General features: G+C 48.9%; 12 protein-coding genes. 5 read left to right on the forward strand and 7 right to left on the reverse strand.

Annotation, left to right across the window (positions count from 1 at the left end; genetic code table 11):
* Positions 1-224: 224 nt before the first annotated feature.
* From recJ to xerD, 3 genes are all read right to left on the reverse strand, one after another.
* Positions 225-1,952, reverse strand: a complete 1,728-nt coding sequence (gene recJ / locus EQP46_RS20870) for a single-stranded-DNA-specific exonuclease RecJ (RefSeq protein ID WP_129495476.1) — start codon at positions 1,950-1,952, stop codon at positions 225-227.
* 236 nt (positions 1,953-2,188) lie between these two features.
* Complete coding sequence (locus EQP46_RS20875) at positions 2,189-2,932, reverse strand: thioredoxin fold domain-containing protein (protein ID WP_129495477.1); 744 nt, start codon at positions 2,930-2,932, stop codon at positions 2,189-2,191.
* Positions 2,933-3,054: 122 nt separating this feature from the next.
* Positions 3,055-3,951 carry a site-specific tyrosine recombinase XerD gene (gene xerD / locus EQP46_RS20880; RefSeq protein ID WP_129495478.1) on the reverse strand — a complete coding sequence of 299 codons (897 nt, stop codon included), beginning with the start codon at positions 3,949-3,951 and terminating at the stop codon, positions 3,055-3,057.
* A 186-nt stretch (positions 3,952-4,137) separates the two neighbouring features.
* Between xerD and fldB the strand changes: the two genes are divergently transcribed.
* Positions 4,138-4,656: a flavodoxin FldB gene (gene fldB / locus EQP46_RS20885; protein ID WP_129495479.1), complete on the forward strand. Its 519-nt coding sequence runs from the start codon at positions 4,138-4,140 to the stop codon at positions 4,654-4,656.
* A gap of 140 nt (positions 4,657-4,796) precedes the next feature.
* Here fldB and brnQ read toward each other — a convergent pair whose 3' ends face one another.
* The gene (gene brnQ / locus EQP46_RS20890; protein WP_129495480.1) at positions 4,797-6,104 is read right to left on the reverse strand and encodes a branched-chain amino acid transport system II carrier protein; all 1,308 of its coding nucleotides are present in this window, start codon (positions 6,102-6,104) and stop codon (positions 4,797-4,799) included.
* Positions 6,105-6,402: 298 nt separating this feature from the next.
* On the opposite strand from brnQ, the gene EQP46_RS20895 reads away from it, so the two are divergent.
* The 3 genes from EQP46_RS20895 to EQP46_RS20905 all read left to right on the forward strand — a co-directional run bounded on the left by EQP46_RS20895 (position 6,403) and on the right by EQP46_RS20905 (position 10,229).
* Entirely contained in the window at positions 6,403-7,128 is a 726-nt protein-coding gene (locus tag EQP46_RS20895; protein ID WP_129495481.1) for a tRNA1(Val) (adenine(37)-N6)-methyltransferase, read from the forward strand.
* 60 nt (positions 7,129-7,188) lie between these two features.
* Positions 7,189-8,430, forward strand: a complete 1,242-nt coding sequence (gene srmB, locus EQP46_RS20900; protein ID WP_129495482.1) for an ATP-dependent RNA helicase SrmB — start codon at positions 7,189-7,191, stop codon at positions 8,428-8,430.
* Positions 8,431-8,678: 248 nt separating this feature from the next.
* A complete protein-coding gene (locus EQP46_RS20905; RefSeq protein WP_129495483.1) occupies positions 8,679-10,229 on the forward strand; it encodes an alanine/glycine:cation symporter family protein in 1,551 nt (516 codons plus the stop codon).
* Positions 10,230-10,366: 137 nt separating this feature from the next.
* Here EQP46_RS20905 and yaaA read toward each other — a convergent pair whose 3' ends face one another.
* A complete protein-coding gene (yaaA, locus tag EQP46_RS20910; protein WP_129495484.1) occupies positions 10,367-11,140 on the reverse strand; it encodes a peroxide stress protein YaaA in 774 nt (257 codons plus the stop codon).
* Between the two features lie 122 nt (positions 11,141-11,262).
* The gene (locus tag EQP46_RS20915) at positions 11,263-12,714 is read right to left on the reverse strand and encodes an alanine/glycine:cation symporter family protein (protein ID WP_129495485.1); all 1,452 of its coding nucleotides are present in this window, start codon (positions 12,712-12,714) and stop codon (positions 11,263-11,265) included.
* 619 nt (positions 12,715-13,333) lie between these two features.
* Between EQP46_RS20915 and EQP46_RS20920 the strand changes: the two genes are divergently transcribed.
* On the forward strand, positions 13,334-13,516 hold the full coding sequence (locus EQP46_RS20920; RefSeq protein ID WP_129495486.1) for a DUF3545 family protein: 183 nt from the start codon (positions 13,334-13,336) through the stop codon (positions 13,514-13,516).
* A gap of 128 nt (positions 13,517-13,644) precedes the next feature.
* Here EQP46_RS20920 and EQP46_RS20925 read toward each other — a convergent pair whose 3' ends face one another.
* Positions 13,645-14,172: a hemerythrin domain-containing protein gene (locus tag EQP46_RS20925; RefSeq protein WP_129495487.1), complete on the reverse strand. Its 528-nt coding sequence runs from the start codon at positions 14,170-14,172 to the stop codon at positions 13,645-13,647.
* Positions 14,173-14,232 lie beyond the last annotated feature (60 nt).

Raw genomic sequence — 14,232 nt, forward strand, 5'->3', positions numbered from 1 at the left:
GTCCTGGGTCCTGGGTCCTGGGTCCTGGGTCCTGGGTCCTGGGTCCTGGGTCCTGGGTCCTGGGTCCTGGGTCCTGGGTCCTGGGTCCTGGGTCCTGGGTCCTGGGTCCTGCAACGATTCTTTGAAGGTCCGAAGTAGCGTCAAGCTTTTCGCTTTAGCTCTTCGCTCCTCCAAGGATCTAGGACCTGCTCTTCCTAGGACCTGTTCTTACAAGCTCTACAATCCTACACCGCCGCCATATGCTCAATCATCAGCTGCACGGTACGATTGCCGCGAAACTCATTCACATCAAGGCGATACGCTAAATCGACAAGCTGAACCGACGGGTCAGGCCAACGGCGTACATCAATATTGAAGGCGATACCATCGACCATTTGCCCACCCATCACAGGCTCTAGCATCATTTTAAGATGCTTTCCGCCCACCAGCTTCTGGTGAAGAATTTTGAACTTGCCATCGAAAAGTGGCTCCGGGAAGCCTTGTCCCCACGGACCGCCGCTGCGAAGTACTTCAGCCACATCCAGCGATATCTCTGTGGGTAGCAACTCGCCATCAGACATCAGCACGCCTTTCAGTTCTTCTTCGCTGATCACGGATTTAACGGCCTCATCGAATAAGCGCGAAAAGCGTTCAAAATCCGCTTCGGCGATGGTTAACCCCGCCGCCATGGCGTGACCGCCAAATTTCTTAATCAAACCGGGGTTTTGCGTATCAATTAAATCTAACGTATCGCGCATATGAAGGCCCACGATGGAGCGCGCCGAGCCTTTGATTGTGCCTTCCCCGCCATCTGCAAAGGCAATAACAGGGCGATGGAATTTGTCTTTAATACGCGAAGCCACAATGCCGATGACACCTTGGTGCCATTCGCGTTGAAACAAGGCCAGTCCACACGGCAACTTGGTTTGCTCACCAAACTGCAAACGCTCGCAAATCGCCATGGCTTCTTCTTTCATGCCTTGTTCGATGTCTTTACGCGTTTGGTTCAATGCATCCAATTCACTCGCCATTTGGCGGGCAGCAGGCAAGCTTTCACTCAGCAGCAATTCAACACCAAATGACATGTCATCCAAGCGCCCTGCTGCATTGATGCGAGGGCCAAGAGCAAAACCAAAGTCGCTCGCCACCAAGGTGGTCATATTGCGGTTCGCCACTTCGATCAGCGCTTGAATACCAGGGCGGCATTTTCCTGCTCGAATACGCATCAAACCTTGGTGCACCAAAATACGGTTATTGGTATCGAGCGCTACCACGTCTGCCACGGTGCCTAACGCCACCAAATCCAGCACTTCGGCCAAATTAGGTTCTGGGATGTTCTTTTGCGTAAACCAGCCGATGTCACGCAGATGGGCGCGCAGCGCAAGCATCAAATAAAATGCTACACCGACACCCGCCAGAGACTTTGATGGAAAACCGCATTCGTTTAAGTTCGGATTAACCATGGCATCCGCATCAGGAAGAACATCGCCAGGTAAGTGGTGATCTGTCACCACCACTTGAATGCCTTTGGCTTTTGCCGTTGCGACACCTTCGATCGATGACACACCGTTATCAACCGTCATGATCAGTTCGGCGCCTTTCGCCGCCGCTTGTTCAACCACATCAGGGCTTAGGCCATATCCGTCTTCAAAACGGTTTGGCACCAAGTAATCCACATTGAAGCACCCCAGCATGCGTAGCGCCGTCACAGACAATGCCGAACTGGTTGCCCCATCCGCATCGAAATCGCCCACGATGATGATTCGCTTACCGTCAGCAATGGCCGCAGCCAAGATCGCCACTGCCTTGTCCATACCATGGAATTCATTAAAGCCATGAAGGCCTTTGGCGCTGCGTTCGAGTTCGCCTTCGCTGGTGACACCACGGTTAGCATAAATACGCTGGAGAAGAGGCGGAATAGACGCGGGGAATACGGCATCAGCCGCCGCATGACGACGTTTAATTTCAATCATTGAACAGAACCTGTATCAGACGGCAAGAGCGCGGGCAAAGGCATGCGCAAGCAAAACTCTTTGTCATTCTACCGCTCGAGAAGCAAAGCGAAACCCCTATCAAGGAATTGAAGGTAGAAACGGTGGACAGTCGCGCGTTTAGGTATGCCTAAAAATAAAAAAACGCAGGCGAAGTACCTGCGTTTTCATTTGTATTTCGTCACCAAACACACACCTAAGCGTGCACCTTGTTTGGATTAAGATTGCTTTGCTTTTTGCTCAAGCACTTGCAGCAGTTGTGGCGCAGGAAGGTAACCTGATAGCAGTGAGCCATCTTGAAGCAAAATCGCTGGCGTACCCGTTACACCCACTGTGCTACCGAGCGCCATGTGGCTGCGGATCACGTCAGTGCATTGATTTGATTCTTCATCAAAATTACGCGCTTTCGCCAAATCCATCGCTTTCACTTTGTCATCCGCACACCAAATCGCACTCATTTGAGGGATGTTTGGCGAGCGTTCACCAGAGCGTGGGAATGCCAAGTAGCGCACGGTGATACCGGCATCGTTGTATTGCTTCATTTCGCTGTGAAGCTTCATGCAATAGCCGCACGTCGTGTCGGTGAACACGTTCACCACATACTTTTCGTCTTTCGCCGGGTAAACAATCAGCTCTTTCTCAACCTTTGCCGCGTCAAACACTGCTTTGTTGCGTTTCGCGGTGGTGATGTCGGTCAGGTTAATCGATTCGTTTTCCGTGTTGTGGAACAACTGGCCATAGAAAAAGTAAGACGCGTCTTTATTCGCGTAAAAGATGCCACCGCTTGTTACCACTTCATAAATGCCATCAACCGGTGATGCTTCAATGCTTTCAACGTTAAGGCGGTACTTCGCCATCACACCGTTAATTGCCTCTTGGTTTGCCCCTTCTGCAGCTTGCGCACCCATAGACAACAGTGCTGAAGTAAACATAACGCCAGCTAGCAGTCGTTTGAATTTCATAGTGTTTTATCCTAACTGTTGCAAATAGCCTGCCTCTTGCAGACCAACTAACACTTTTTCAGACCGGAGAAAGGGGAAAAAGTCTCGGCTCGACATAAAAAAAGTCGCGAAATTACGCAACATTATGCCCGAGGATGGTGTTCTTGGTGTAGCTGTTTTAAGCGCTCTGTTGCGACATGGGTATAGATTTGCGTCGTCGACAGGTCGCTGTGTCCCAATAGCATTTGTACGACGCGCAAATCCGCACCGTGATTCAGCAAGTGGGTAGCAAATGCATGGCGCAATACGTGTGGCGATAACAGCTCACTGTCGATATTCGCCAGCGCCGCGTAAAACTTAATACGATGCCAAAACGTTTGTCGCGTCATTTGGCGCGCACGTCGGCTCGGGAAAAACACATCTGATGATTTTTCCCCCAGCAATTGTGGTCGGCTGTAGGTCATGAATTGATCAAGCCAATCGATAGCTGTTTCCCCCATAGGCACCAAGCGCTCTTTACCCCCTTTACCGATCACGCGTACCACGCCTTGGCGAAGGCTAACGTTTTCCGTCGTCAGGCTAATCAGCTCAGTGACACGCAGCCCCGTCGCGTAGAGCAGTTCCATCATGGCTTTGTCGCGCAGCTCCAACATGTCTTCCACATCAGGCGCATCCAACAAGGCCTCGATTTGTTCTTCGCTGAGATCTTTCGGCAATCGCTTTGGTAACTTAGGGCTAATTAGCGTCGCACTTGGGTCGTCTTCGCGTTGCTTTTCTCGATACAGATACTGGAACAATCGACGCATCGCAGACAACATACGAGCGCGGCTGGTTTGTTTATAGTCTTGGTCAAACAACCAATGCTGATAGTCTTGAAGGGTGGAGGTTTGTACTTGGGTTAACAATACCCCTTTCTCTTCCAACCAATGGCAAAGCTTCAACAGATCGTTGCGGTAAGAGGCCAAGGTATTTTCAGATAACCCTCGCTCCATCCACATCGCGTCTAAAAACTGTTCGACCAAACTGGCGTTTTGTTCCACTATTCACTCACTTAACAATACATCTCGCTAAGTATCACGTTACCTCACATTGGTAATATTGCAATGTTTCCGCGTGCTTCAGCTTTCTTTCATGTCACGATGTCTCATTAAATCAGACGAAACAAGGGTAGAGAAGCCACGACGAGGCAGGTAAAATCTCGCCACGCGCAAAAGTAGGAAGACAGAATGAAGATAGGTTTGTTTTACGGTTCAACCACCTGCTACACAGAAATGGCAGCGGAAAAAATCCGCGACATTTTAGGTGATGAACTGGTCGATATTCATAACATCAAAGACGTGCCTGTCAGCGAGATGAATCAATACGATCTTTTGTTACTGGGGATCTCTACGTGGGATTTCGGTGAATTGCAGGAAGATTGGGAAGCGGTGTGGACGCAGCTTGACGGCTTGAACCTCAATGGGAAAGTCGCCGCCCTGTTTGGGCTAGGCGATCAAGAAGGCTATGCCGAATGGTACTTGGATGCCATGGGCATGCTTCACGATCAACTGCTTCCAACTGGATTACGTTTTATTGGTTACTGGCCTGCCGATGGTTATACCTTCGAAGCCTCAAAAGCACTCACAGAAGACAAAACCCAATTTGTCGGCCTCGCATTAGATGAAGACAGCCAATACGATTTAAGCGATGAGCGCATTGCGACCTGGTGTGAACAGGTGCTGACCGAATATGCTGCCATGCTGTAAATGCATCGCCATAAAAAAACCACCGCATGCGGTGGTTTTTTTGTCTCTCATTTTCACGTTTCAGCAATGCCAGTTCCTACGCCAACTTCACCGAGAACACCTGAACACGAAAGCACTTAAATCACGGGTATCGTCATCTGTTACGCGTGTGAAGATTCGCTTTTTGCTGCGCCAACAAAGCGCATTGCAACCAGCGCGATCACAGTTGGCATTAGCCACGCCATGCCATAGGTGAACAATGGCAGAACATTAAACAATGACACATCAATACCGAGAATTTTCGCAGCATCAATCAGGGCAAAAATCAGCGATACGCTCAGTACAACACGGTATGCCATTGCTGGGTTAGGCATGAAGCGGCGAACAAACGTGAGGGCAATCAGTGCAATCGCAACAGGGTAAAGTGCGAACAGAACAGGCACAGAAATCGCAATCAACTGCGTCAGACCAACGTTTGCCACAACAGCACAGACAATCGACAGCACAACAACCCACTGGCGGTAGCTCAGTTTGTCTGTCAACGTGCTGAAGTAATCAGAACATGCTGACACCAGACCGATTACCGTGGTCAAACAGGCAAGAATAATGATGGTCGACAAGATGATTTGGCCGGCAGGGCCAAACAACGCCAGAACATATGCCGCAAGGATTTCACCACCGTTGCTTGCGCCACCCGCCACAGACGATGCGGTTGCACCCAAGTAGAACAGAGAAACGTAAACAAACGCCAAGCCGCCAGCCGCAATGATGCCTGCGTAAATCAAGTATTTGCAGGTTTGCGATTCAGAAGTAATGCCTTTTTTGCGGATAACATCGACGATCAGCATACCGAACATCAGCGCCGCAAAGGTATCCATGGTGTTGTAACCTTCAAGGAAGCCCGTTGTGAACGCTTGGTCAACGTACGCACCTTGTGCCGCAACAATATCACTTTGTGGGTTAACCACTACCGCGATAGCAAGCACAGCCAGTGCCGCAAAAAGCGCAGGCGTCAGTAGCTTACCAATGGTGTCAATAAGCTTACCTTGTGATAGCGAGAAGAACATTGCGATAGCAAAGAACACCACGGAGAACAAAGAAAGCTCAAGTTGTCCCGCGTCGGTCAAAAATGGCTTAAAGCCCATTTCGTAAGCCACAAGGCCTGCACGTGGTGCCGCAAACGCAGGGCCGATAATGATGAAAATCAGAACCGCCATCAGCGTTGCCACAGACGTTGGCAAATCACGCGTTAGCCCTTTCCAGCCACCACCAGCAACGGCAACAGCAATGATACCAATCAATGGGAGGCCTACCGCGGTGATAAGAAAACCGAGCATGGCAGAAAATGTGTGCTCACCAGCAAGGAAACCTGCTTGCGGTGGAAAGATGATATTGCCTGCACCGAGGAAAAACGCGAAGGTCATAAACCCTAGCGCGAGTATGTCACTAACCTTTAAACTCTCTCTCACTTCATACTACCCTTGTGTGTTTGCCTAAGTTATCTGTAATCAACTGGTTAGTGTTTTAGTTGTTTTTACTAATCCATGCCGATTCAGCAGAATAATGACGAAGTTTCACCAGCCAGACAATAGTGGATCGAAAATAGGATTAATAAACCAGTTTCATTAAATTAATCAGCATATAAAACCAAATATAATATCAAGACTGGTTTATGAAATAGGTTTTAAAAGGTTAAATTGTCAACATTTCAGCAACATATTTGTCTGTTATTTAATCGCGAGCAATATTGCCGCCTGTGGAGTAAGCGTGAGTAAAGGCTTCCAATTCAAACAATTTTCGATCGAAGACAACGGCTGCGGCATGCCAGTGAGTACTGACGGGGTGCTGCTCGGCGCATGGGCAAATGTCGCTGAAGACGATGCCGTGTTGGACATTGGAACAGGCACAGGCCTTTTATCGCTGATGCTGGCGCAGCGTGCTTTGGGCGCGAGAATCATGGCGGTCGATATTGATCAACACGCAGCAGAAACCGCGGCGTTAAACGCTGCCGCGTCACCTTGGGCAGACAGAATCACGGTCGCACAACAAGATGTCACTGAGTGGGATACCTGCGCGCGGTTTAACACCATCATTTGCAACCCGCCTTACTTCAATTCAGGCGAGCAAGCCAATGATGCACGACGTGCAACCGCCCGTCACACAGACACACTTTCGCACGCGATGTTATTAAAAGTGATAAATGCGCGACTTTTACCCACCGGGCAGGCGCATTTGATCTTACCCTCTGTAGAAGCTGACAAACTTATTGCATCGGCAGAAGCGCATCATCTGGTTTGCCTGCGGATCACAGAAGTAAAAGCGACACCCAGTAAGCCCGTAACCCGAAAATTGATCACTTTGGCATCAAAATCGGCATTACCGCCATCAATGCCGAGCGAAAAGATCGCAATGCAACACCTTGTAATTCAAGACAAAGGTGCATATACACAAGACTTTATTTCCTTAACGAAGGATTTTTACCTCAAGATGTGATGATCACGCTTGAAATTATCTCTATAATTCGCCCCTAACTTTGAGTGGAGAATATAACGCGTGCGAACTTTTGCTGAATTAGAACTGGATCCTCAACTGCTATTAGCGCTGGATGAAATGGGCTTTGAGCGACCAACAGCAATCCAAGCTGACGTGATCCCTCATGGTATGGATGGCCGTGACATTATGGCGTCTGCCCCTACGGGCACAGGGAAAACAGCTGCGTTTTTGCTTCCAGTGCTGCAACACCTGCTTGACTTCCCTCGTCAAAAACCAGGTCCAGCCCGCGTGCTGATCCTGACACCGACACGTGAACTTGCTATTCAGGTTGCTGACCAAGCACGTGAGCTGTCGAAGCACACTGACCTGAAAGTGTTTACCATCACCGGTGGTATCTCTTACCAAGAGCACGCTGAGATCTTAGGGAAAACCCAAGATATTGTGGTAGCGACGCCTGGCCGCTTGATGGAATACATCGATGCAGAGCGCTTTGATTGCCGCGCCATTGAAAGCCTGATCCTTGACGAAGCTGACCGTATGCTAGACATGGGCTTCGGCAAAACGGTTGACCGTTTGTCAGATGAATGTCGCTGGCGCAAGCAAAGTATGCTGTTCTCAGCAACGCTTGAAGGCAAAGGCATTGAAGGCTTCAAGACAGCAATCTTGACCGATCCTGTTGAAGTGACCGTTGAGCCACCGCGTCGTGAGCGCAAGAAAATCACGCAGTGGTACTACCGCTGTGACAACCTGAATCACAAGCATGACATCTTGAAAGCCATTTTGGCGCACCAAGCAGAGCGCGCGATTATCTTCGTGAAAACCCGTGAGCGTCTTGCCGCACTACGTACCATGCTGGAATCAGAGCAAATCAAATGTGGTTGGCTGCAAGGCGAGATGGCACAAGCAAAACGTAGCGCTGCGATCGAACGCTTCACAAAAGGTGAAATCAATATCCTGCTGGCGACGGACGTTGCTGCTCGCGGTATTGACGTGCCTGACATCAGCCACGTGATCAACTACGACCTTCCACGTACCGCAGACGTGTACTTACACCGTATTGGCCGCACCGCGCGCGCAGGCAAGAAAGGCAACGCCATTTCTCTTGTCGAAGCGCACGATCAGCCAATGATGGATCGTATTTGCCGTTACATGGAAGAAGACGTCAAAGAACGTTACGTCGAAGGCCTAAAGCCGTCGCACAAAAAACCGCTTTTCAAGAAGAAAAAGAAAAAGCTACCAACCAAAGTGGTGAAAGCTAAAGCGAAGAAGAAAGCGAAAAAAGCAGCCAAAAAAGCCAGCTAATCACTTCGCAATATGAATATAAGTGCTTACTAACCCCGAAAAAGGAGACGATTCGTCTCCTTTTTTATTCCCATCCCCAAAACCTCAGCGAATTATTCTCACTGCGAAATCGACCTCGACGACAGATCAGGCTCACAACGCATCACAATAACAGCACAAAGCGTTAACAATAACGATCATTTTGAGACTATCCTGCTATCTGATTACAAAAATACCAATCCAACGTTTTGTCTTAGAGGGATCTTTTAATGCAATCTTTTGTAGATTTTTTGAACAGTATAATTTGGAGCCCAGTCCTTATTTACTTGTGTTTAGGTGCAGGCCTATTTTATTCCATTGCCACGCGTTTTGTTCAGGTTCGCCAGTTTAACGAAATGTGCCGTCTGCTCTTGTCAGGGAAAAGCTCAGACAAAGGTATCTCATCGTTCCAAGCATTGGCCGTTTCGCTATCAGGCCGTGTAGGTACCGGTAATATTGCAGGTGTCGCCGCGGCTATCGGCTTTGGTGGCCCTGGTGCCGTCTTCTGGATGTGGGTCGTCGCCTTCCTCGGCGCAGCCACCGCGTACACAGAATCAACGCTGGCACAGATTTATAAAGAAGATGATAACGGCCAATTCCGTGGTGGTCCTGCTTATTACATCGAGAAAGCCATGGGCCAAAAGTGGTACGCATGGATTTTCGCCATCGCAACCATTTTCGCGTGTGGTGTACTGCTACCGGGTGTGCAATCCAACAGCATTGGTAATGCCATTGAAGCGGCGTTTGGGTCAGGCGAAATGATCGACACTGCCATTGGTACCATCAGCTTGGCGAAGATCATCACCGGATCGATCATCTCAATACTGCTTGGCTTTATCATCTTTGGTGGCGTAAAACGTATCGCCAGTTTCACGCAAGTCGTGGTGCCTTTTATGGCATTGGCTTACATCATCATCGCGTTCGTTATCATTCTATTGAACATCACTGAAATCCCGGGGATTGTTTCAATGATCATCGGTGATGCCTTCACGCCAATGGCAGGCTTTGGTGCGGCTATCGGTTGGGGCGTTAAACGTGGTGTTTACTCCAACGAGGCAGGTCAAGGTACAGGACCACATGCTGCAGCGGCTGCAAACGTTCAGCACCCAGCTCAACAGGGCTTGGTGCAATCGTTCTCTATTTACATTGATACCTTGCTTGTCTGTTCTGCCACGGCCTTCATGATCCTCATCACTGGTGCGTACAATGTACATGGTATGGGTGATGCGTATATCGTGCAGAACGTCGCGGCAGAAATTGCGGCTAACGGCCCTGTTTTCACACAGCTTGCCATCGAAAGTACCATGCCTGGCTGGGGCAAGCCTTTCATTGCCATCGCACTGTTCTTCTTCGCCTTCACCACCATTTTGGCGTACTACTACATCGCAGAAACCAACATTGCGTATATCCGCCGCAGCGTGAAGTTGCCGGGAATGATGTTCGTGCTAAAGCTTGTGCTGATGACCGCGGTATTCTACGGAACCGTCAAAGCAGCAAACCTTGCTTGGGCGATGGGTGATGTGGGTGTTGGCTTAATGGCATGGCTAAACATTGTCGGTATTCTCACCATCTTCTTCTTGGGCAGACCGGCATTGAAAGCGCTGAAAGACTACGAGCGCCAACAGAAAGAAGGCGTAGAGAAATACACCTTCGATCCGGTGAAACTCGGCATCAAAAATGCGGATTACTGGGAGCATCGTTTCGCACGCGAGCAAGAGGAAAACACCGCGCAAAACAACAAGGATGAAGCCCCTAGCAAACCAGTTAATCCAACGGCGTAATATCGATGAGTGTTACCAGTGGCACGAGCGTTAACTGCGCCTTGCCACTGCTTAACGAAAACCATCCCGAAACAAAAAAAGGTTAGCCTCGGCTAACCTTTTTTATTTGCTATCGCGTGTTTTCTAGCAACCGCGGCTCACTGCTCTTCGCGCTTGAACACCAACTCTTTATCGTTAGATTCTTCTTCGCTGAACCAGTAGCCTGCACGATCAAAGGCTTTCAACCCTTCAACACTGTCGATACGCTCATCAATGATGTATCTCGCCATCATGCCACGCGCTTTCTTGGCGTAGAAACTAATGACCTTGTACTGGCCGTTTTTGCAGTCTTTGAACACGGGCGTGATGATCTTTCCGTCCAGCTTCGCAGGTTTAACCGCTTTGAAGTATTCGTTGGAAGCAAGGTTCACGAGCAGCGTGTCATTCTGTGCTGCCAGCGCTGCATTCAATTCGTTAGTGATGATCTCACCCCAGAATTGATAGAGGTTTGTGCCGCGCTCATTCGCCAGCTTTGTGCCCATCTCCAAACGGTATGGCTGCATCAAATCCAGAGGACGAAGTAAGCCATACAAACCAGACAACATACGCAGGTGGTCTTGTGCCCACGTGAAATCATCATCACTCATGCTTTCAGCTTCAAGGCCTGTGTATACATCGCCTTTGAATGCCAATACCGCAGGGCGAGCATTGTCTGTTGTAAATGTCGGCGACCATTCTGCAAAACGTGCTACGTTTAACCCCGCGATCTTATCGCTCACTTTCATTAAGCCAGAAATGTCCGCCGGAGTAAGCTTACGACACACTTCAATCAGCTTTTCAGAATGCGCGGTCAGCGTTGGCTGAGTATGGCGCTCAGTGGCCAATGGCGATTCGTAATCCAAGGTTTTCGCAGGTGAAACCACGATAAGCATAATGTTCTTCCCTCAATGTTTACTTGCTAAAAGGTTAACATTTAAAGGCAAAAAAGCCACGCGGTGAGGCATGGCTTTTTCCTATGGCTCTGATGGGTTTTCCCTATAACGCCGCCATTCTCTTACCGTGTGGTTTGGTCTTGCGCATTTTCAGGCGCTTTGCCCCATACACCCGGTTCAATTTGATTCAGCATGTCTGGGTATTGGCGGCTATCGAATGTAGGCACTTTGCCATGTTTGAGCTGTTGGTTGTAATCCTTAGCAAGCTTGATCACCGTGCCAGACAACAACAAGATGGCGATCATGTTAACAATGGCCATCAAGCCCATTGAGGTGTCAGCCATTACCCACACAATCGGTAACTCAGCCAAGGCGCCAAACATCACCATGCCCAGCACGATACAGCGGAAAACATTGAGCCCTACCTTGTGGTTATGCTCAAGGAAGATCAGGTTCGTTTCGGCGTACGAGTAGTTAGCAATGATCGACGTGAACGCGAAGAAGAAAATTGCCACGGCTATGAATATTCCGCCCCACTCACCCACTTGGCTAGAGAGCGCCCGTTGGGTCAGCTCAATGCCCGTAATATCGCTACCGGGCATGTATTCCCCCGACATCAAAATGATCGCCACGGTCGCCGAACAAATCACAATGGTATCAACGAACACACCCAGCATCTGCACATACCCTTGTGACGCAGGGTGAGGCGGGTATGGCGTTGCCGTTGCCGCTGCATTGGGCGCAGAACCCATACCGGCTTCGTTGGAAAACAAACCACGTTTGATCCCTTGAACCATGCCCTGCGCCACGGTGTAACCCAATGCACCCGACGCCGCTTCTTCTAAGCCAAACGCACTGCGGAAAACCAGTGATAGTACGTCAGGTACTTTCTCAAGATTGGTGAGCATCACGTAGACCGCAAGCACCAAGTACAAGAGCGCCATCAAGGGAACGATGATCTCTGCAGTGCGGGCGATTTTACGAATGCCGCCAAAAATGACAAAGGAAGATAAAATAACCAGCGCGATACCAACATAAAGGGGATCGGCACCAAACGCGACGTAAGCGGCTTGGGTGATAGAGTTTGCTTGCACTGAGTTAAACACGAGACCAAACGCGATAATGAGCAAGACAGAAAACACCACGCCCATCCAACGCATGCCTAGCCCTCTCTCCATGTAGTAAGCAGGGCCACCACGGAAATTTCCGTCTTCATCACGGATTTTGTAGAGCTGTGCGAGCGTGCTTTCGGCAAATGCTGTCGCCATGCCTAAAATGGCGATAAGCCACATCCAGAATATTGCGCCAGGGCCGCCAAGCGTCAACGCGACAGCGATGCCTGCCATGTTTCCTGTTCCAACACGCGCCGCCAAACTGGTGCACAACGCTTGGAAAGACGAAATGCCGTCTTTATCTGATTTGCGGCTGTTCTTCATCACTTTAAACATGTGACCAAAATGACGCACTTGGATAAACCCAAGACGCAGAGTGAAGAAAATACCACCGCCAATCAGGAGATAGATCAACACTGATCCCCAGATCAGGTCATTCAAAAAATTAACCAGACTTACCACGCCTACCTCTCTGTACGCATAAACATTCTTGCCAGCGAAAACGTCTCCAACGAGGGAGCGTGTGACTTGAAGTGATAAGCAAAAGAAACATGCTTATCAAAAGATGCGGATGCTTCGAACCCTGATCGGCTCGACATCCCTTTGAATGTATTCTTTTAGTATTGGTATTGCAGGTGTTACCAGCAATTTTCCGCGAGATGATGAAGGTAGCGCCCACAAAAATCAATATGCATAATTGTTCATATTTATACTCATTTGTTTTTATCTTTCGCCTTCTTATCGCGACACATGGCTCTTTTTAGTTACAAACAAGAAACATCCGTTTTTGGCTCAGTATTCTTCGTTTTGAGGGGCTAAACCTTTAGAGCACGTAACATTCCCCATCCTAGCGCGTTGCTGCCACTGCGCTTTTCCCGACATTCACTTAAAAACACCATTTGGCTTCTTTGCGACAACTTTCGCCTATGCCACTGTACGCATTTCGTCCAATTATTTACCTTAGGTGATTTGTATCTCATAAAAACTTCACTCAAGTGCAACAAATGAGAAACACTTCAATTTTATTTTGGAGAAGGTTTGATACTTAATTAGCGACCGCTAAGGAAAAATGAGGTGAATTATGGATAGCTTTGCCTTCAACGAACTTTTTGACCAAGATCGCCCACAACGCGGTGGACGAACCAAACAAGCTAAACGTAAATGGAGAGAGATCGAAGCATTGCAAGACAGGCAACGCTTGCGTAAAGAACTACAAGATATCGATATGCTTGGTGACTTGAACGACGGTGATTTTGATCTTTAACCTTCTCGTTCAGTGTTCGTAGAAACCTCCCACGCACGACATACTGTGCGCAGCGCCGGATTCGTAAAAGGCACCTTTGAAAGGTGCCTTTTTATTTTACCGCCCGACAAGCAACCTCCACAGATTCGTTAGATTGCCGCCGCCAGCTCCTTAAATTTCGCCGACACATTCTCACCAAACAGCGGATCATGCTCATCCTCATCCCAACGTGCTTGCAGCATATCCCAATCTCCTGCAGTCATCGTCCGCTCAATCACAGGCAAGATGGATTTCTCTTCAAGTTCTAAATGCGCGCGTTGTGTCATGACAAAGCCATTGAGCTTGTCTGCAAACACATCCAGTGGGATCACCGCGTCCATCAGAACCATATCAATGGTCAATGCAAAATCAGCCGTGAGCTCTGCTAACGCTTGATGGTCAGCATCCAGCGCGGCAACACGTTCAGCATCGACATAATGCTCAATGTAATAGTGGTAAATCAGGTCTTCTTTGGGGTGATGGTATTTTTCGGCGTGTTCTTGCAGGTAAACAACCACATCTTTAATCAGGCTGTAATTCACGTCTTTTTCTGCGCGGATTGCGGACAGCTTTTCCGTAAGCAACTGCAGTAAGCGGTTTATATTGTTGTGATCTTTATGAATGCTGGCTAATAACATAGCACCTCCCTGTCTTCATTCACACGAGCTTACCCAGTCTATCGAAGCCATGAGATGACA

This window comes from Enterovibrio baiacu (genome assembly GCF_004120195.1).
Taxonomy (GTDB): Bacteria; Pseudomonadota; Gammaproteobacteria; order Enterobacterales; family Vibrionaceae; genus Enterovibrio; species Enterovibrio baiacui.